The organism is Novosphingobium sp. BL-S-33, from assembly GCF_056857025.1.
Genome location: NZ_CM166474.1, coordinates 1,758,864 through 1,776,659, shown reverse-complemented (window position 1 = coordinate 1,776,659; position 17,796 = coordinate 1,758,864). Strand labels below are relative to the sequence as shown.

The 17,796-nt window shown below is 65.2% G+C and carries 18 protein-coding genes; 7 read left to right on the top strand and 11 right to left on the bottom strand.

The window, feature by feature from the left end; all coding sequences use genetic code 11:
* Nucleotides 1-50 precede the first annotated feature (50 nt).
* Nucleotides 51-782, bottom strand: coding sequence for a Crp/Fnr family transcriptional regulator (locus AC1VVM_RS08430; RefSeq protein WP_132389410.1), 732 nt, complete (start codon nucleotides 780-782; stop codon nucleotides 51-53).
* 392 nt (nucleotides 783-1,174) lie between these two features.
* Between AC1VVM_RS08430 and AC1VVM_RS08425 the strand changes: the two genes are divergently transcribed.
* Entirely contained in the window at nucleotides 1,175-3,733 is a 2,559-nt protein-coding gene (locus tag AC1VVM_RS08425; protein WP_482903532.1) for an HWE histidine kinase domain-containing protein, read from the top strand.
* A 409-nt stretch (nucleotides 3,734-4,142) separates the two neighbouring features.
* Here AC1VVM_RS08425 and AC1VVM_RS08420 read toward each other — a convergent pair whose 3' ends face one another.
* Nucleotides 4,143-5,141: a DNA topoisomerase IB gene (locus AC1VVM_RS08420; protein WP_482903531.1), complete on the bottom strand. Its 999-nt coding sequence runs from the start codon at nucleotides 5,139-5,141 to the stop codon at nucleotides 4,143-4,145.
* Nucleotides 5,142-5,457: 316 nt separating this feature from the next.
* Here AC1VVM_RS08420 and AC1VVM_RS08415 point away from each other — a divergent pair, with 316 nt between their 5' ends.
* Complete coding sequence (locus tag AC1VVM_RS08415) at nucleotides 5,458-5,922, top strand: pyridoxamine 5'-phosphate oxidase family protein (protein WP_482903530.1); 465 nt, start codon at nucleotides 5,458-5,460, stop codon at nucleotides 5,920-5,922.
* A 37-nt stretch (nucleotides 5,923-5,959) separates the two neighbouring features.
* Here the strand turns inward: AC1VVM_RS08415 and AC1VVM_RS08410 are convergent, their stop codons facing one another.
* From AC1VVM_RS08410 to AC1VVM_RS08400, 3 genes are all read right to left on the bottom strand, one after another.
* Nucleotides 5,960-6,481 (bottom strand): DUF2501 domain-containing protein, encoded by a 522-nt coding sequence (locus AC1VVM_RS08410; protein ID WP_482956307.1) that lies wholly within the window; start codon nucleotides 6,479-6,481, stop codon nucleotides 5,960-5,962.
* 80 nt (nucleotides 6,482-6,561) lie between these two features.
* A complete protein-coding gene (locus AC1VVM_RS08405; protein ID WP_482903528.1) occupies nucleotides 6,562-7,014 on the bottom strand; it encodes a response regulator in 453 nt (150 codons plus the stop codon).
* Nucleotides 7,015-7,030: 16 nt separating this feature from the next.
* Nucleotides 7,031-7,717 carry a sigma-70 family RNA polymerase sigma factor gene (locus AC1VVM_RS08400; RefSeq protein ID WP_132389400.1) on the bottom strand — a complete coding sequence of 229 codons (687 nt, stop codon included), beginning with the start codon at nucleotides 7,715-7,717 and terminating at the stop codon, nucleotides 7,031-7,033.
* A gap of 477 nt (nucleotides 7,718-8,194) precedes the next feature.
* Here AC1VVM_RS08400 and AC1VVM_RS08395 point away from each other — a divergent pair, with 477 nt between their 5' ends.
* Entirely contained in the window at nucleotides 8,195-8,989 is a 795-nt protein-coding gene (locus AC1VVM_RS08395; protein ID WP_482903527.1) for a response regulator, read from the top strand.
* A gap of 69 nt (nucleotides 8,990-9,058) precedes the next feature.
* On the opposite strand, the gene AC1VVM_RS08390 is transcribed toward AC1VVM_RS08395, so the two are convergent.
* The gene (locus AC1VVM_RS08390; RefSeq protein WP_132389396.1) at nucleotides 9,059-9,430 is read right to left on the bottom strand and encodes a PilZ domain-containing protein; all 372 of its coding nucleotides are present in this window, start codon (nucleotides 9,428-9,430) and stop codon (nucleotides 9,059-9,061) included.
* Nucleotides 9,431-9,789: 359 nt separating this feature from the next.
* The gene (locus AC1VVM_RS08385; protein WP_482903525.1) at nucleotides 9,790-11,451 is read right to left on the bottom strand and encodes a CHASE domain-containing protein; all 1,662 of its coding nucleotides are present in this window, start codon (nucleotides 11,449-11,451) and stop codon (nucleotides 9,790-9,792) included.
* Between the two features lie 393 nt (nucleotides 11,452-11,844).
* Between AC1VVM_RS08385 and AC1VVM_RS08380 the strand changes: the two genes are divergently transcribed.
* A complete protein-coding gene (locus AC1VVM_RS08380; protein ID WP_482956306.1) occupies nucleotides 11,845-12,054 on the top strand; it encodes a NepR family anti-sigma factor in 210 nt (69 codons plus the stop codon).
* Entirely contained in the window at nucleotides 12,047-12,592 is a 546-nt protein-coding gene (locus tag AC1VVM_RS08375; protein ID WP_132389392.1) for a sigma-70 family RNA polymerase sigma factor, read from the top strand. Before AC1VVM_RS08380 ends, AC1VVM_RS08375 begins: the two co-directional genes overlap by 8 nt.
* 388 nt (nucleotides 12,593-12,980) lie before the next feature.
* On the opposite strand, the gene AC1VVM_RS08370 is transcribed toward AC1VVM_RS08375, so the two are convergent.
* The 4 genes from AC1VVM_RS08370 to AC1VVM_RS08355 form a co-directional block, all read right to left on the bottom strand.
* Nucleotides 12,981-13,847: an NAD(P)-dependent oxidoreductase gene (locus tag AC1VVM_RS08370; RefSeq protein WP_482956305.1), complete on the bottom strand. Its 867-nt coding sequence runs from the start codon at nucleotides 13,845-13,847 to the stop codon at nucleotides 12,981-12,983.
* Between the two features lie 123 nt (nucleotides 13,848-13,970).
* The gene (locus AC1VVM_RS08365) at nucleotides 13,971-14,573 is read right to left on the bottom strand and encodes a superoxide dismutase (protein WP_132389388.1); all 603 of its coding nucleotides are present in this window, start codon (nucleotides 14,571-14,573) and stop codon (nucleotides 13,971-13,973) included.
* Nucleotides 14,574-14,864: 291 nt separating this feature from the next.
* Nucleotides 14,865-15,170, bottom strand: a complete 306-nt coding sequence (locus AC1VVM_RS08360; RefSeq protein ID WP_132389622.1) for a hypothetical protein — start codon at nucleotides 15,168-15,170, stop codon at nucleotides 14,865-14,867.
* 71 nt (nucleotides 15,171-15,241) lie between these two features.
* On the bottom strand, nucleotides 15,242-15,511 hold the full coding sequence (locus AC1VVM_RS08355; protein WP_132389386.1) for a GlsB/YeaQ/YmgE family stress response membrane protein: 270 nt from the start codon (nucleotides 15,509-15,511) through the stop codon (nucleotides 15,242-15,244).
* A gap of 147 nt (nucleotides 15,512-15,658) precedes the next feature.
* On the opposite strand from AC1VVM_RS08355, the gene AC1VVM_RS08350 reads away from it, so the two are divergent.
* Nucleotides 15,659-16,402: a TonB family protein gene (locus AC1VVM_RS08350; protein WP_482956304.1), complete on the top strand. Its 744-nt coding sequence runs from the start codon at nucleotides 15,659-15,661 to the stop codon at nucleotides 16,400-16,402.
* Between the two features lie 71 nt (nucleotides 16,403-16,473).
* Nucleotides 16,474-17,790 carry a fumarylacetoacetase gene (gene fahA / locus AC1VVM_RS08345; protein WP_482956303.1) on the top strand — a complete coding sequence of 439 codons (1,317 nt, stop codon included), beginning with the start codon at nucleotides 16,474-16,476 and terminating at the stop codon, nucleotides 17,788-17,790.
* The last annotated feature ends 6 nt before the right edge of the window (nucleotides 17,791-17,796 follow it).

The window sequence follows — 17,796 nt, the reverse complement described above, 5'->3', positions numbered from 1 at the left end:
GCGCTCGCAATGACGAAGGTTGAGTGTGCGAGGCTGAAGTGGCCGGGCCTTTAGCCACCCTCGCGCGGGTAGACGCCTTCCAGCACTTTATCAAAGTGATTGCGCACTTGCGCGTTGCACGAACAGGCCTTGTCGCTCAGCCCCGTGCGGTCGAGGATCGTGATCCCCCCGCGCCGGGTGCGCAGCAACCCCTCGCGCTTGAAGCGCTGGAGCACGCGGCTGGCATAGCTGCGGCCGATACCCATCATCGCCGCCAGTTGCTCCTGCGTCATGGTCACATCGTCGCGCCCGATGCGGTCCACCGCCGCGCCCAGCCAGCGCGCCGCGCGCTGCTCTATGGTGTGGACGGCGTTGCACGCGATCGACTGGAACACTTGCGCCATCACGCAGTCCGCATAGCGCGCGAACAGGTTTGCGATGGCGGGAGACCGGTCCTTGATCTCCTCAAGCTGCCGGCTAGGAATGCGCCAGAACCGCCCGGCGTGAAGCACACCGGACCGCGCAAACGCCGGCAGATGGCCCATGCTGACCACCCCGCCCAGCGCCCCTTCGCGGCCGACCAGAATGGTTTCCACCTCGATCCCGCTGTCCATTTCCACGAAGTAGGAGCAGACCGCCGCTCCGCGGGGCAGATAACAGAATTCCACCAGATCGCCCGGTCGATAGATCACCTCACCCGCCCGCAGCCGTACGTCGACGAGATAGGGGTCGAGCAGCGCCCGGTCTCCGGGACGCAGCGCCCCGAGAAGATCGCTGTCCTCTTGAACGGTCTGTACGTCCATGTCGAATTCCTGAACTCGCTCGCTATCATGCTGCGCCGGGCCGGGTTTTCCAGGCACGGCACCACTCTTCGGCCGGACAGATCCAGCCGCCGTGAGCCAGACAACCCGGCAAACGGAGCAAGGTTCCGTGCACTTGTGGACAGACGGAACCGGTTCGGATGGGTAAGACTCTCCGGAGCGGGAGCGCCCTCCAGTGTTCCCGCACGATCCGCGCAGCGGGAGGGAGAAACACTCCGACGATACGGAATTGTCAGACCTTTCCGTCAGGGAGCCAATAGGCCAGAGTGCGCAGGCCCAGAGCGAGTAGCAGATGCAAACCGACCACAAGACCACCCGGAGTACCGCCGCCCTGAATACCCCCGCCCCGGATACAGCCGGAGGTATCGGTAACGATGGCTGACGGCGCGCCGACGGTCGATCTCAACACATGCGATCTGGAGCCGATCCACGTAATCGGCCGCATCCAGAGCTTCGGCTGGCTCGTCTCGTTTTCAAGCGACTGGATCATCAACCATGCCTCGCTCAATTGTGAAGCGTTGTTCGGCCTCGATCCGCATGCGCTGATCGGCCTGCCGGCCGCGCAGTTCCTCTCGCCCGACGCGCTGCACGATGTACGCTCGCGGCTTCAGATCCTGGGCGGCGGATCGAGCGTGGAGCGCATCTTCGAAATCGATCTTATGGGCGACGGCCGCCTGTTCGACATGGCGCTGCATATCTCCGGCCGTTCCTATGTGCTTGAAATCGAACCGCGCGAGAGTGGGCGGCGGCGCGATTTCGTCAGCTATGTCCGGCCGATGATCGAGCGGCTGCGCGAGGCTCCGTCGCTCGAACAGCTCTGCGCCAATGCCGCCCGGCACATGCGCGCGCTCACCGGGTTCGACCGCGTGATGATCTACCGCTTCGAGGCCGACGGCGCCGGCGAAGTGATCGCCGAAAGCCTGAACGGCATGGTGGACAGCTTCCGGGGCATGCACTTCCCGGCCTCCGACATTCCCGCACAGGCGCGCCGGCTCTATGCGCGCAATCTGCTGCGCATCATTTCCGACATCGACGATCCCACCGTGCCGATCTACCCGGCGACCGGGCCCAGCGGCGATCCGCTGGACCTTTCGATGTCGGGCCTCCGCGCGGTTTCGCCGATCCATGTCGAATACTTGCGCAACATGGGCGTGAAGGCATCGATGTCGGTTTCGATCATGCGCCGGGGCAAGCTCTGGGGGCTGATGGCCTGCCATCACTACTCCCCGCTCACACTGTCCTACTCGGCACGGACCGCCAGCGAGCTGTTCGGCGAATTCTTCGCTTATCTGCTGGAGCAGAAGGAAACCGATTTCGCACTCGCCCGCCGCTCCGCCTCGACACGGCTGCATGACGAGATCATGGCCCGCGTCGCCGGGGGCGGTTCGCTGCTGGAAGCTTTCGAGGATTTCGGCGAGGCGATCGGCCGCGTCATCCCCTTCGACGGCGCGGTCGGCTGGGTCGACGGGCGCTTCGTCAGCCGCGGCGCCACTCCGGACGAGGCGCAGTTCGCCGAACTCGCACGCTTCCTCAACACGGCGGGCGCCAGCACGGTCTGGTCGACCGACGCCATCGCCCGCATTTTCGAGCCCGCGCGTGAATGGGCGGACAAGGCGGCGGGCCTGCTCGCCCTTCCCGTCAGCCGCACGCCGCGCGATTACATCGTGCTGTTCCGCCGCGAGCAGCTGCGCGAGGTGAACTGGGCCGGTAATCCGGAAAAGACCATTGAACTCGGCCCCAACGGCCCGCGCCTCACCCCGCGCAAGAGCTTCGAGATCTGGAAGGAAGAGCGTCGGGGCCAGTCCCACTCCTGGAGCGAGGACGAGATCCAGGCGGCGGATTCGCTTCGCGTCACTTTGCTCGAAGTGGTGCTGCGGCTGGCCGATTCCGCCCATGCCGAACGCGAGCAGGCGAACCGCCAGCAGGACATGTTGATCGCGGAACTCAACCACCGCGTGCGCAATATCCTCAACCTGATCCGCGCGCTGGTGACGCAGAGCAAGGAAGGCGCGCGCACCATCGACGAGTTCGCAGAGATTGTCGGCAGCCGCATCCACGCACTCGCCCGCGCACACGACCAGGTCACGCAGAAGGACTGGACGCCCTCCTCGCTTTACACCCTGATCCGGACCGAGGCGGCCGCCTATGCCGGGCACAGCGCCGACCGTGTGCGCATCCTCGGCCCCGACGCGCTGATCGCGCCGGGCGCTTTCACCACGCTGGCGCTGGTGTTCCACGAGCTGACGACCAATTCGGTCAAGTATGGCGCTCTGTCCGACACGCACGGCTGCGTGACAGTAGCGCTCGCCCGCGCTGCCGACGGCGCGCTGGAGGTCGACTGGCGCGAAAGCGATGGCCCGCCGGTCTGCCCGCCGACCCGGCGGGGCTTCGGGTCGACGATCATCGAACGCACCATCCCGCACGAATTGGGGGGAACGGCCTCGGTCGACTTCCCCGTGCAAGGTTTGCACGCCCGGTTCCTGCTGCCGGCCGAGCATATCGCGGCCTTCGAGACGCCCGCGGTGCCGCTCGCCGAACCGCGCTCCGATCCGGCACAGGAAAGCGGGCTCTCCGCCGCCAGCATCGGCGCGGCCCTGGTGGTGGAGGACAATGTCATCATCGCCATGGAAGCGGAGGACGTGCTGCGCGATCTGGGCTTCGAGGATTGCCGCGTTGCCGGCGCCGTCGCCGATGCGCTGGACATGGTCCATTCCGGCGAGATTGCCTTTGCGATGCTCGACGTCAATCTGGGAAAGGATACCAGCGAGGATGTCGCCCACGCGCTGACGGAGCGCGGCATTCCGTTCATCTTCGCCAGCGGTTACGGCGAACGTTCGATGCTCGCGGAGGTTTTCCGCAACGTTCCTATCGTGACCAAGCCTTACGGCCTGCGCGATGTGAAGGCGGCGCTGGCGCAGCTTGCGAAGAGGTGAAGGGGCGTGATCTGATGCCCTACTGCCCCCTCCCCTCCTCCCGCACACCGCTCATCCTGAGCCTGTCGAAGGATGAGGAGCCTCGCGCCCCGTCTCGGGGGGCTTCGACAAGCTCAGCCTGAGCGGGGTTGGAGAGGAGGTCAATTGAGAAGCGCCGGTTGCCCTTGCGGTGCGCTCAATCGCCAGAATTTGGTCAATCGAGACCTCGTCCCCAACCCCGTCATCCTGAACTTGTTTCAGGATCCATTTTGCCACCTGCGCCGTGCTTCGATCGGCAACTCGCACCGCCGCGCCATTCACGCAGCCGTCCGGGATAGGCCGTGAAATGGATCCTGAAACAAGTTCAGGATGACGGGGAACGAAGCGATGACGGGGAATAGGGCGATGTCGCGGGACGAGGCGATGCTGTTTACCCCCAACTCGCCGCCGGTGGTGCCGCTTCCAGAAACGCGATCAACCCCCGCTCCTCGCCCGTGAGCCACTTCGTGCGGCGCGGCAGCCGGGCAGGCAGTTCCGGCACCGGGTCAGCCTTGCGCACGAACGCGATCAGCGCCGGGTGGACGTAGGACTTGCGCGCGATGGCGGGCGTGTTGCCCAGCCGCTCCGCCACTTCCTCCAGCATCGTTTTCAGCGTCGTACCCGGCGCCTCCCAGAGCCGCGCAAACGCGATGGTGCTGGCAGCGAACGTACGAAAGTCCTTGGCCGAAAAGTCCTCGCCCATGGTTTCGTGGAGGTAATCGTTGACGTCTTGCGAACCCACCGGAACCGCGCAGCCCTCGTCATCGAGATACTGGAACAAGTGCTGCCCCGGCAGGTCCTGCATCCGCCGCACACACGAAACCAGTGCACGGTCGGCGCTCACCACTTCGCGCAGTTTTCCATGCTTGCCGCGAAAACGCAGGCGCAACTTGCGCCCCTGAAGGTTTGCATGGCGCATGCGCAGTGTGGTCGCGCCGAAGCTCTTGTTGGTGGCGGCATAGCGCTCGTTACCGATCCGGATCGCCTCCGCATCGAGCAGCGCGACAATCGAGGCCACCGCCCGCTCCCGGCACAGCCCGGCGCCCGCCAGATCCCGCGCCACCCGCTCGCGCAAGACCGGCAGGGCCTGACCGAACGGAGCGCAGCGGTCGAACTTGCGCGCATCACGGCCCGCGCGCCAATCGGGGTGATAACGGTATTGCTTGCGCCCGCGCGCATCGAAACCGGTGGCAAGCAGGTGAACTTCGGCCTCGGGCGAGAACCAGCAGTCCACATAGGCGGGCGGCAAGGCAATGCGGTTGAGCCGGTCGATCTCGTCGCGCTCGATGATGCGCGTGCCGTCCGCGCCGTAATAGGCCCATTTCCCAGCGCGCGTGCGGCTGCGGGTGATGCCGGGGGCATCGGGATCGGCGAAAGTCAGGCGCGGCATCGGGCGGTGGTCCTGCTTTGAACGGCTTGTCCTGTGCAAACGCACCAGTGGCCGCGAGGTTGTCCGGAATGCGGCAACGCCCCGCGAACGGATGACCATGAAGTGCCGGGCAACACCCGAGAATAGAGAAAGAATGGATCGGCGTAATTCGACCTCGCCGCCGCCATAATATCCGTATCTTACCGAGATACTCATGTTGCGAGCGCGTCTTCCACGCAAATGCCTTTTCCCTGTATTCTTGCGGTACGGGAGGCAATCCGGGAACGTCCGTAGCCATCGCAGCGTTTGACTTGGTGCAAATGAGAGGAGGATCGTCATGGATTCCAATGTGCGCGAGACGTTCTGGAAAGCCTTCGCCGTCAGCCCGATCACCATGATAAAGCTGGATAATTCGCACGGCCATGCCGAGCCGATGACGGCAATCCTGGACAAGGAAGCCCATCACGCCGTCTGGTTCGTTTGTCGAAAGGACAATCGCATCGGCAAGGGTGGCCGGGCGATGGCGCAAGTCGCGACGCTCGACCATGAAGTCTTCGCCTGCGCCGCCGGGACCCTGATCGAGGAAACCGACCCCGCCGTGCGCAACGCGCGCTGGAACAAGGCCGTCGAAAGCTGGTTCCCCGGCGGACGCGACGATCCCGCCGTGGTCATGCTGCGCTTCGAGGTCGACGATGCCGAAGTCTGGACGGTGGACACCAGTCTGAAGGGCGTGTTCCGCCTTGCCACCGGCGGCTCGATCGACCCGGCCCGCATCGGCGAGCACGAAACCGGGTTAATCTGAAGCGCGAAAGCGCTTTCAGATTAACCCGGGCAGTTTTTCAGAGCATCGAGCGCGATTGCTTGAGCACCATGCCGCAGACCTTCTTGCGAACCGACGGCGGCGCCTGATCGAGCGAGAAGCTGGAACCGCTGCCGGACTGTATCGTCCCTGACGTCCCGGACGTGTATCCGCTGTCCTGCTGTGACACGTCTGGCTTCTGGGTCAGCTTGGAAACGACGGAATTACCCTCGACCGAGTCGACCAATTGGTTCTTCGCGCAGTAGCTGAGCACGCCGGCCGCGTTGCTGCCGCCCATCGTCGAGAGATCGGGAAGTGCCGAAGAGGCGCCGGGCAACGAAGGTGTGCCGGGAAGAGAGGGCGTGCTCGGCAAAGATGGCGTCCCGGGCAGCGAGGGCGTGCCAGGCAGCGACGGTGTACCTGGCATCGAGGATGTAGTCGGCATCGAAGGAACGCCAGGGATCTGGGCACCTGCGTTTGCTGCCGCCAGTGCGATAACGGATGCGGGCACCAGCATCAGCTTGCGGGAAACCCGAAAAGGCTTGGTGAAGAAAAGAGTCATGGGCTGCCTCCCAAAAACGGAAGTGAAATGCCCCCACACTATGCCGCCACCCCGCTGCTCGCGCAGTGCCGGTATCCTTTTCAGGCCGCGTTTCGGGCCGTGTTCAGGTGTTCCAGTTCACGCGGCCGCCCGACCGGGGGACACCCCGCCAGCACATAAGCCACAGCCGAAAGGATCGCCTCGCGCGAGAACGGCTTCTGGACCACCCCTACCGCCGTCGTCGCGGGCAAGTCGATCTGGCCGGGATTGGCGGTGACGTAGATCACCCGCGATCCGAACTTGATCGCAATCTCGCGCGCGATGGCAGGGCCGGTGAGCCCGTCCCGCAAGTTGAGGTCGACCAGCGCCACGTCGGGCGCCTCTCCGAGCATCGCCACAGATGCCGCATCGGGGAAACTTCCCAGCACCGCGTGCCCACCGTCGGACAGAATGTCCTCCAGTTGGAGCGCGACCAGGAACTCGTCCTCGACTATGAGGACCTTTGCTCCCCCAGCGGCTTCCAGCGAAGCCCCCCCTGTTAAGATCTGGCCCAAGACACGGTAATCCTTGTCATGCGGCGAGTTCGGCTTTCTCGTCGGCGTTGGCGATCCTGACCAGCTCTTCGAAGAATGCGTCGATGGCATCTCCGGTCAGAACGAAATTGTGGCGGAAGTCCGGGAGCTGGCCGGATTCGAGAACTTTTGCCAGCATGGCGCGAGCGCGGCAGATCCGGCTCTTCACCGTGCCCAGCGCAATCCCGCAGATCCGGGCGATCTCCTCGTAGGAAAGATTGCCGGCGGCCACCAGAATCAGCGCCTCGCGATAGGTTTCGGGAATGGTGGTCAGCGCACGGAGCACGTCGGTCAGTTCGACGCTGCTTTCCTGGCTCGCCTCGGCGCAGAGGATGCGCTCGGCGGCAACCTCGTCATAATCGCCATGGAAGCGGGCGCGGCGCGCTTCGCTGTAGAAGTGGTTGCGCAGGATCGTGAAGGTCCACGCCTTGAAATTGGTGCCGGCCGCATAACGGTCCCGCGCCGCCCAGGCGCGCAGCATCGTTTCCTGCGCCAGATCGTCGGCCCGGTCGCGGCAGCCACACAGGCCGCGCGCAAAAGCGCGCAGATGCGGTGCCACATGGGCAAGGGCATTCTTGAATTCGCGGTCGTCGAGCCGGGCCACGACTCCGGTCATGGCCACAGCCGCTCCGTGCGTCGCTGCTTCGGCACTTGCTTCGGCCCCTGCTTCGGTTGTTACAGCCATTGCGAAACCCTCCATGTCCGTCGCCCGCTTGGGATCAGTGACGAGAAAACGCCGCCAACTCGCGGAAAGTTCCCGAAAACCATCCGGCCTCGTCCCGATCCATCGCATGGACCACTCGGGCGGGCGCAATGCCGGCGAATCGGGATACGCGAAAAATTGCACAGAGGGTGGGAACCTTGGGCCCCCAGAACGATTGAGGCCTCCGTTCACTTCTTGCGGTGAACGGAGGCCTTCGGATCGGGTCACCACCGGTTTGCGGGGGGTGGGGGAGCCAGTGGTGATGCCGGAGGAACGTGCAAGGACTGTGTCGGTTCCCGGCAAAGTCGACCCACGGGAAAAAATTTTGAGGTTGCCCTGCCCCGTCGCCATCGCCAGACACTGGAGACAGGTAGGGGGATGATGGATCGGGGCGGGAAAAGGCCGGGTTCACCGGATGAAGACAACGGGAAGCAATTTCCCAGGAGCCGAGGAATATCGATGTCCGTCTCTGACCAGATTGCAGCCCAGCTGCCTTACCTGCGTCGCTATGCCCGCGCGCTGACCGGATCGCAGCATTCGGGCGACGCCTATGTCCGCGCCACGCTGGAAGCCGCGCTGGCCGACAACACCTTGCGCGACGAGATCGCCCGCAGCCGCGCGGCGCTCTACGCCGGTTTCACCCGCATCTGGGCGACCGGCCACGTGGACGAACCCGCGCCCATCCTGGACGTGGACGGCGCCGAACAGGCCGCGCAGACGCGGCTGGCCAAAGTGGCCCCCACACATCGCCAAGCGTTGTTGCTCACCACTGTCGAGGAATTCTCGCGCGAGGATACCGCCCGGATCCTGGGCGTCTCGCCTACGGATGTCGACGCGCTCGTCATGCAGGCGGTGATCGAGATCGAGAGCGAAAGCACGACCGAGGTGCTCATCATCGAGGATGAGCCGCTGATCTCGATGCAGCTTGAAGGACTGGTGACCGAACTGGGCCACACCGTCGTCGGCACGGCGGCCACGCATGCGCAGGCAGTGGAGATTTTCGCACGCAGCCCCGCCGGGCTGGTGCTGGCCGATATCCAGCTGGCCGATGGCAGCTCGGGCATCGAGGCGGTGGAAGACCTGCTGCGCTTCGGCGACGTGCCGGTGATCTTCATCACCGCCTATCCGGAACGCCTGCTGACCGGCGAACGGCCCGAACCGACTTATCTGGTGACCAAGCCGTTCCAGGAAGCCACCGTGCGCGCGGCAATCAGCCAGGCGCTGTTCTTCGCCCCGGGCCGATCGATCGCTTGAGCCGCTTACTGGGCAGCGGCCGGAAGGCGCTGTCCAGTGAAGATCCGGGGCCCAGTGAAAATCCGGTGCTCAGTAAAGAACCGGGCGCTCTCCCGCGTCGATCGGGGGCAGCACGCGCCCAAACCGGTCACGCGGTGCTTGCGCCTCAAAATCGATTTCGGGCGGATTGAAGCCGAGATGGCGAACGATGGCTTCGTGGAGCGGCGTATCGAAACGCACGCCCGCGCAGCCGTCGTGTGCCCAGACGACCAGCCCGTTCGCCCTCTGGATACCGCCGAGAGACACTTCAACCACGTCGCCTACCGCGACCGGCAGTTGCGCGACATCCAGCATGCCACCGCCAACCGAGAGGTTGTAGAGGAAAACACTGCCGGATTGCTCGCCTATGCGGCACTCGACCTTCTTTTCCACGATATGCCGATCCCAGGCACGCGAATCCATGACTTACCCCCTGAAATGCACTTTCAGGGCCGGGTTACATTCCGTTCACTTAAATAAGAGTGAAATAATCCGAAAGAACGACCCTCGTGAAACCTCGTGCAATTGCGCGAGCGGGCGCCACGAAGCTTCTCCACCGCGCCGAAGCGCGAACGAATTCGGCACTGAATGGCCCAACCAATGGCTCAATATCGAGATGGGCTATCAGCCCCCACTCCGTCGCCCTCGCGAAGGCGGGGGCCCCGCTTTCTTGGCGACCTCTCGCCCTGCACAAGAGAAGCGGGATCCCCGCCTTCGCGGGGATGACGGTTAGGTTTGAGAAACAACGTGTTTAAGCTCGCCAGTTCGCCCGTGGCTGCGCCCTAACGACGCTCACTTCGCAGCGCGAACTCGCGGTTGAACCGCACCGGGACTTTAAGTCGGCACTCCACACCCTCTGGCAAGAACTGGAGCTGGACTTGCGCCTTCAGCTCATGCGCCACGATCTTCTCGATCAGGTCACGCCCGAAGCCGCGCTTGGCAGGCGGGCTGACCGGCGGACCGCCCTCCTCGCGCCAATGGACTTCCGCCAGCTCGGACGAGAGGATCGACCAGTGCACGTGGATACGCCCCTCCGCCCGCGTCAGCGCGCCGTACTTGGCGGCATTGGTGGCCAGTTCGTGAATCGCCAGCCCCAGCGACATCGCATCGTTCGGCGCCAGCTTGATATCGGGCCCGGACATTTCGACATGCCCCTCGCTGCCCTCCATGTAGGGCGCCAGTTCCGATCGCACGACATCGCCCAGCGCCGCATGGCGCCAGTCCGACTGCGAGAGCAAGTCATGCGTCGCCGAAAGCGCGCGGATACGGGCAGTGAGGCTGTCGGTGAAGTCCTCGATATCAGTGGCGCGACGGCGGGTCAGCGCGGCGATCGAGAGCACGTTGGCGAGCGTATTCTTCACGCGGTGATTCAACTCGCGCGTCAGCGAGTTGCGGATCGCCGCCTGCCCCTGAAGCCATTCCAGCACGCGCCGATCCTCGGCCGCGCGGCGGGTGATGAAACGCCCGATTGCCATGACCATCAGCGAGGTCAGTGCCCCGAAAAACAGCGTGATGCGCGAGGCCGTGGAAAGCAGGCCGACTTTGCGGTCGCTGATAACCACGACCCAGGTGTGACTGCCCACGTCGATCTGCCGCTCCATCGTCGGGCCGGTGACCCCGTCGCTCTGCCGTTCGGCCAGCAGGTTTTCGGGCGCGACCGAGCCATCGTAGACGGCAACGTCGATCTGGTCGTTGCGGTAGAGTTCGGCGGCGGACGTGAGGAAAGTCTCCGCGCGGAACGGACTGTAGACGAAGCCCTTGACTTGCCGGTGCTCGCCGCTGCCGACGATCACCGGCATATAGATGAGGAATCCCGCCGCCTCCGGATTGTCGGCATCCTGCACCAGATGCACTTTGCCCGAAGCCACCGGCTTGCCGAGCTTCATCGCCCGCTCCATCGCCGCGCGCCGCACCGGATCGGAGAACATGTCGTAGGCGAGCACCTGGCGGTTCGCCGGATCCTGCGGTTCGATGTAGATGATCGGCGTGACGTATTCCTGCCCGACATCGGGGCGGGGATGGACCAGCCATTCGGGATCGCGGCTTTCCTGGATGGCCACTTCCACTTCGGAGAGGTGGTCCACACCGATCAGCGGGGCCCAGCCCATTCCCAGCGAGCCGTAGAGGTCGCCCTTGCCCTGCAAATCTTCGGCGAAGGCGCGGAACTGGTCCTCGCTGACGTCCTCCTGGCTGGCGAAGAGCGCCCCGCCGGCCCGCAGCAGCGCGATGTTCTCGGTAACGCGGCGTTCCAGCGCCGAGGCGATCTCGGTCAAGTTGCGGTCCAGCTCGACCCGGCGGGTCTGCCGGTCCGCGCGTTCGATGGCCATGACCGACACCGCCGTCGTGATCGAGGCGATCACGAAAAGCAGGAATGGCCAGCCGCGCGGATACTTGTGGAACCAAGCCTGCTTCTGGACCCTGTCGAGCAGAGCCTGATCAATCACCCGGTAATTCCCGCAAGTTCACGTTCGGCTCCGCGATAGGCATCCCGGTGACTAAGGACAATTCGGAAAAAGGGCGAGCCGGAAAGGCGCGGGGCGGGGCACATGTGGCAGGTCATCGCATGCGAGGGAACCATGAGCGAGCCGGATTGTTCCAATGAAAACGATGCTTGCCTATCACGACCCCACCAAGACGCCCGGGCATCCGAAAGCGAACTCCCATTCGGGCCCGACGCAAACAGCGGAGGGCCCGAATGGGGCTCGGCGGACGAGCCCGATCGACGGTCCAACGATGGTTAGCCCACGTGACCGATTTGTAATGCGCGGCTGGCGCCGCGCCGGCCTTGACCGCGTCCCGGTCAGCCCGCAAGTGAGCAGCTCGAAAGGGAGTTCGCATTGAATCAGCCTCCAGCACAAGGCGAGCCGGAACACCCCGGGCGGGATCCTTCCGGCATGCCTCCGGAAGCCCGACCCCATGCGCCCGCCGAAGGCGAGCCGGGCTGGGCCACGGGGTTGAGGAAGCTGTACAACTCCGTGGTCGACGAACCGCTTCCGGACAGCTTCAGGGACCTCCTCAAGAAGCTCGACGGAAGCGACGATGACTGATCGCGTCCGCCCCCACCCCGCCGAAGAGGCCTTCCGCGAGGAATTACTCGGCGTGCTGCCGCACTTGCGCGCCTTCGCTCGCGGTCTTTCGGGTCGGCCGGACTTTGCCGACGATCTTGTCCAGGAAGCCCTCATCAAGGCCTGGACCGCGCGCGAACGCTACACGCCCGGCACCAACATGCGGGCATGGACTTTCGCGATCCTGCGCAACCATTACTTGTCCGAACTGCGCAAGAGCCGCCGCCAGACCGATCTCGACGAGAGCACGGTGGAGCGCATGCTGGTGATGGAAGCGGACCAGGAAAGCCCGCTTCACCTCGGCGACATGGAGAACGCCTTGCAGAAGCTGGCGCCCGAGCGGCGCGAGGCGGTGCTGCTGGTGGGTGCCTCAGGCTTCAGCTACGAGGAAGCCGCCGATATCGCCGGCTGCCCGATCGGCACGATGAAAAGCCGCGTCGCCCGCGCCCGTGCGGATCTGAACCGGCTGCTGGAGGGCGATCCGGACCTTGTGGTCCCCAAGCCGAACCCTCACGGCTGAAAGCCTGCGCCGCAGGCCATCTCCACTTCGGCACAAACGACGTCTCCGGCACACGCGCCTTCACGGCGCCGACATCCTCTTTGCGCCTTTGCGCGATTTCTCTCTTTTTCTTCTCCGCGCCTCCGCGTGAATCCATTCAGCGCGCGATGCCGTCTAAGAAAACGGTTCGCGCGGAGGCGCGGAGACGCGGAGAGGAAGAAAAGTAAGATTCGCGCAAAGGCGCAAAGGCGCGAAGACGTTGCTCTGCGGGGCAGCCTCACGCGTTTCGGGGGCCTTGCCGCAGGGGTAATGTTGCCGGAGACGGCGGCTTCGCCGCAAATGTCTGTTCCGGCGATACGAAAAGCGACCTGCCGGGGATCCGGCAGGCCACGTTTCGCGAGACGGGCCGTCAGCCCTTTGCAGTCGAGATCGTATGTTCCGCCATCGCCGCCCAGTCGCGCGCGGCGTAGCCGGCATCGACAGTCTCGCCCATGCGCGCGTAGACCGCGTCGAGCATCGGCAACTGGCCTTGCGTGCCCGTCGCCGTCTCGGCCGCCAGTTCCTTCGCCAGCCTCAAGTCCTTGAGGCCCAGAACCGCCTTGAAGCCCGGCTCGTAGACGCTCTCGGCGATGGCGCCCGAATAGTTCTGGTAGATGCGGCAGCCGAACAGCGTGCCCAGCATGAGTTCGAAGAAGTCCTCACGCGGGATGCCGAGGCCCTCGGTCAGGACCACTGCCTCGGCCATGCCCTCGATGGCCATGGTGATCATCATGTTGCAGGCGATCTTGGCGGCATTCGCGCGCGCGGCGTCCTCGCCCATGTCCCAGACTTTGCCGGCAATCGCCGCGAAGACCGGATCGAGCGCCGCGCGGTATGCTGAAGGTCCGCCCAGAATCACGTTGAGCTGGCCTGCCGCCGCCACATCGGGGCGTCCGAGCACCGGGGCCGAAAGATAGCCCACGCCCGCCGCCTCGTGGCGTTCCACCAGTTCGCGGGCGAAGGCGACCGAAATCGTGGAGCAAACGAGATGCGTGACACTCTTCGGCGCACTGTCCAGCACGCCGCTGTCCAGCAGCACGTCGCGGATCGCGCCGTCTTCCGAGAGCATGGTCAGCACCACGTCGCCCGCGAAAGCCTCGGCCGGAGTGGCGACCATGTCCACACCCTCGACCGCGCCGCCCGAGCGGTTCCACGCGCGCACGCGGTGCCCGGCCTTCGCCAGGTTGTGTGCCATCGCGCTGCCCATCGCGCCGAGACCGATGAATCCGATGTCCATTTGAAAAGTCCTTGTTCGGGGGGAGTAAGTGTTCGGGAATTATGTGCCGGACCGGCGTGCGAAGGGCCGGACCGCCCTCAAGGCGATCCGGCCCCCGTAAAACCTGCCGTTAGGCCGGTCGGCTTACGCCGGGTAGGTCCAGGCCGTGCCGCGGGCGAAGTTCTCGCTGGCGAAGTCCCAGTTGATCAGGTTCTCAAGTACTGCCTTCACATAGGCCGGGCGCTTGTTCATCTGGTCGATGTAGTAGGCATGCTCCCACACGTCGATGGTGAGCAGCGGAACCGCCGCGGTGGTGATCGGGCAGCCGGCGTCATGGGTCGAGATGACCTTGAGCGCGCCACCTTCGACCACGAGCCAAGCCCAGCCCGAAGCGAAGTGGTTGACCGCTTCGTTCGAGAGCGCTTCGAGCAGCGCGTCGACCGAACCGAAATCCTTGGTGATGGCAGCGGCCAGCGCTTCGCTCGGCGCGGTCTTGCTGGGGCTCATCGAGTGCCAGTAGAAACCGTGGTTCCAGATCTGCGCGGCGTTATTGAACATCGGACCCGATGCCGACTTGGTGATTTCCTCAACCGACTTATCAGCGTTGGGCGTGCCTTCGATCGCGGCGTTCAGCTTGTCCACGTACGTCTTGTGGTGTGCGCCGTGGTGGATCTCAAGCGTCTTGGCCGAGATGTGCGGTTCGAGCGCATCCTGCGCGTAGGGCAGCGGCATCAGGGCAATGGTCATGGCTGTCTTCCTGTTTCGGGTTATCAAGAACGTGGACTTCGAAGCGCCTGGACGTACCGCGCGTTCCGGGGACCGGCGGCAACGCATCGAGAAGGTCGGTGGGCTATGTCTGTCTTATTGCCAGACACTTCAAGCCCGGATTGGTCAAGCCCCGGCAGTGAAGCACATTTTGTCGACATTTCGAAGACAAGGCCTTCATTGCCAACATTAAGAACGCGCAAAGGATGGCGGACATGCCGCCATCCCTCACGCTGCCGTCCCCGAAACCGAATGTCCGGCAGGGGCCGGATGTCAGTGCGGGTTCTGCGCAGCCTGCTCGTCGGCCTTCTGGTCGAGCGCGGCGGCCGTGGCCTTGCCCTCATGTTCGACCGCTTCGGCCTTCTGGTCCATGGCGTCGGCAGCAGCGCCGGTCATCTGGTCGGCCTGATCATGCATGGCATCGGCAGCGTTGTCCGAGGCCTGCTCGACTGCATCGGCCTGCTTCTCCGTGGCATCGTCGGCATGGCTGTTGCACGCGGCTAGGCCCAGCGAGGCGGCGGCGACTGCGGCGGCAAGGCCGAGGCGCGAGCCCGAGCGGATGATGGTGATCGAGGTCATGGTCTTGGCATCCTTTCCCATTTTCTGGTGTCTGCTCCGGGGGGCTTGGAGCCCCCCGGTCGCCGTCATGCTCAGCGGATCGAGCCGCGGCGGAACAGGTTGACGATCGCCAGCAGGATCACCGCGCCCAGGAACGAGGCGAACAGCGACAGAATATCGAAGTTACCGCTGGTGATCGGCGCCCCGCCGATCAGCGGCGTCACGAGGAAGCCCGCGATCAGCGCACCGACGACGCCGACGACGATGTTGAGGAAGATCCCCTGCTGCGCATCGGTGCGCATCAGGATCGAAGCGAGCCAGCCGATGACGCCACCGACCACGAGGATAAGAAGAAGTGTCATTGTCAGATCTCCGTAATGGGTCGAAGTACCAACATAACGGGCCGCTACGATGCGAGTTCCTGCGCGGCAGCAACATTTCGTCGTATTCCAACCAACTTGGCCGCATGGCGAATCGGGCGAAACCAATTGCTCCTGCAACTTGTTCCCATGAGCATGAAGCGATGGGACATCATCCGGGACGACCATTCACGGAGCGCATTGGCGGCACTGGCATCGGCGATTGTCGTGGCGACGGGGTTCGCGGCGCTGGTGCTGGGGCTGGATCTGCGCCAGCCGCCTCCGGGCCCGCGCCTTGCGCTGGTGGCGATTCTGCCAGCGCGCGAAGTGGTGCCGCCTCCCCCGCCGCCGCCGCCTCGTCCTATGCCCCGCCCGAAGCATGATGCGGCCAGCCGCGCACCTGCCCCCGAGGGACGCAAGGCGCCGCCGCTCGCCATTCCGCTGCCGCGGCTGGTGCTGACCTCTCCCCTCCCGGTACCGATGGCAGGCACCGGCACGGGCGATGCGGGTTCAGGAACCGGCGCGGGCGGAAATGGCAACGGAACGGGCGGCGGCGGAAATGGCGAGGGCGGGAGCGGCGGAAATCTCAATTCCGGCGTCGCCACGCTGCCGCGCCAGACTGCCGGCCGAATGCTCTATTCCGACTTGCCCGAGGATTTGCGCAAGGCGCGCGCGGGCGGCGAACTCACGGTGCGCTACCGCATCGGCACCGACGGACTGGTCAGCGGCTGCGTGGTGCTCGCCTCCAGCGGGCGGCCCGATCTTGACGCCGCCACGTGCGACCACATCACCCGCCGCTTCCGCTTTCGTCCGGCACGCGATGCTTCCGGACAAGCCGTGCCTTTCGTCATGACCGAGACTCATGGCTGGGATAATTCCGCAGGCACCGAGTGAGGGCCCCCGTGACCTTGCGACGCAGGGGCGCTAGGAAGCCGCCCAAGAACCGTATTTTGAGAGGAGCACCCATGCCGACGATCGACGCAACCCACGCGCCCACGCTGCGCTCCTGGGTCGAAAGCGCCAATGGGCACCGGGACTTTCCGATTCAGAACCTGCCGCTCGGGGTGTTTTCGCGCGGGGATGAGCGGCCGCGCGGCGGTATCGCCATCGGCGACATGATCCTCGACCTTGCGGCGCTCGCGGGCTCGGGCCTGGTCGAAGGTGCCGCGCTCGACGCCGCCCGCGCGGCATCGGCCGACAGCCTCAACCCCTTGCTGGCACTGGGCGCGGGCCCGCGCGCCGCGCTGCGCCGCCGGGTCTCGGCACTGCTCACCGAAGGCGGCGCCGAGCAAGCCGGTGCCGGCCGCTCCGAAGTCGGGCCGCTGCTGGTGCCGATGGCCGAAGCCACGCTCCACTTGCCCGCACGGATCGGGGACTACACCGACTTCTACGTGGGCATCCACCATGCCACCAATATCGGCACGTTGTTCCGGCCCGATAATCCGCTGCTGCCCAACTACAAGCACGTCCCCATCGGCTACCACGGCCGCGCTTCCACCGTGCGCCCCAGCGGCGCGCCGGTGATCCGCCCGCAGGGCCAGACCAAGGCGCCCGATGCCGAGGCGCCCTCTTTCGGCCCGATCAAGCGGCTCGATTACGAGCTGGAACTGGGCGTGTGGATGGGCACCGGCAACGCGCTGGGCCAGCCGATCCCCATCGGCGAGGCGCTGGACCATGTTGCCGGGCTGACGCTGCTCAACGACTGGTCGGCGCGCGACGTGCAGGCATGGGAATATCAGCCGCTCGGCCCGTTCCTCTCCAAGAACTTCCTCACCACGGTCTCGCCCTGGCTGGTGACGATGGAAGCGCTGGCGCCGTTCCGGATTGCCCAGCCACCGCGTCCGGAGGGCGATCCCCAACCCCTGCCCTATCTGTGGGACGAGGCCGATCAGGCTGGCGGCGCGCTGTCGCTGGAGCTGGAAGTCTTCCTCTCCACCGCGAAAATGCGCGCGGCGGGCATCGCGCCGGTCCGGCTCAGCCATGGCCCGGCCGCGAACATGTACTGGACGGTGGCGCAGATGGTCGCCCACCATGCCTCCAACGGCTGCGAGATGAACACCGGAGACCTACTGGGCACCGGCACCATCTCGGGCCCCGACGACGGCACGCAGGGCAGCCTGATGGAGATCACCCGCTCGGGCCGTCAGCCGATCACTTTGCCCACCGGCGAGACGCGCACGTTCCTTGAGGACGGCGACGAACTGGCATTGGCAGGCCGCTTCGTGGCCGACGGCGCGGTGTCGATCGGCTTCGGCGGCTGCACGGGCACAGTGCAGGGATAGAGCGCG

Bases quoted from the DNA above. Each gene is read 5' to 3' on its own strand.
- AC1VVM_RS08390 (WP_132389396.1), bottom strand. From the start codon at position 9,430: ATGGATTCGCGTGCCTGGGATCGGCATATCGTGGAAAAGAAGGTCGAG.
- AC1VVM_RS08375 (WP_132389392.1), top strand. From the start codon at position 12,047: ATGACTGATCGCGTCCGCCCCCACCCCGCCGAAGAGGCCTTCCGCGAG.
- AC1VVM_RS08355 (WP_132389386.1), bottom strand. From the start codon at position 15,511: ATGACACTTCTTCTTATCCTCGTGGTCGGTGGCGTCATCGGCTGGCTC.
- AC1VVM_RS08420 (WP_482903531.1), bottom strand. From the start codon at position 5,141: ATGCCGCGCCTGACTTTCGCCGATCCCGATGCCCCCGGCATCACCCGC.
- AC1VVM_RS08410 (WP_482956307.1), bottom strand. From the start codon at position 6,481: ATGACTCTTTTCTTCACCAAGCCTTTTCGGGTTTCCCGCAAGCTGATG.
- AC1VVM_RS08415 (WP_482903530.1), top strand. From the start codon at position 5,458: ATGGATTCCAATGTGCGCGAGACGTTCTGGAAAGCCTTCGCCGTCAGC.
- AC1VVM_RS08365 (WP_132389388.1), bottom strand. From the start codon at position 14,573: ATGACCATTGCCCTGATGCCGCTGCCCTACGCGCAGGATGCGCTCGAA.
- AC1VVM_RS08400 (WP_132389400.1), bottom strand. From the start codon at position 7,717: ATGGCTGTAACAACCGAAGCAGGGGCCGAAGCAAGTGCCGAAGCAGCG.
- AC1VVM_RS08350 (WP_482956304.1), top strand. From the start codon at position 15,659: ATGAGCATGAAGCGATGGGACATCATCCGGGACGACCATTCACGGAGC.
- AC1VVM_RS08360 (WP_132389622.1), bottom strand. From the start codon at position 15,170: ATGACCTCGATCACCATCATCCGCTCGGGCTCGCGCCTCGGCCTTGCC.
- fahA (WP_482956303.1), top strand. From the start codon at position 16,474: ATGCCGACGATCGACGCAACCCACGCGCCCACGCTGCGCTCCTGGGTC.
- AC1VVM_RS08395 (WP_482903527.1), top strand. From the start codon at position 8,195: ATGTCCGTCTCTGACCAGATTGCAGCCCAGCTGCCTTACCTGCGTCGC.
- AC1VVM_RS08370 (WP_482956305.1), bottom strand. From the start codon at position 13,847: ATGGACATCGGATTCATCGGTCTCGGCGCGATGGGCAGCGCGATGGCA.
- AC1VVM_RS08425 (WP_482903532.1), top strand. From the start codon at position 1,175: ATGGCTGACGGCGCGCCGACGGTCGATCTCAACACATGCGATCTGGAG.
- AC1VVM_RS08430 (WP_132389410.1), bottom strand. From the start codon at position 782: ATGGACGTACAGACCGTTCAAGAGGACAGCGATCTTCTCGGGGCGCTG.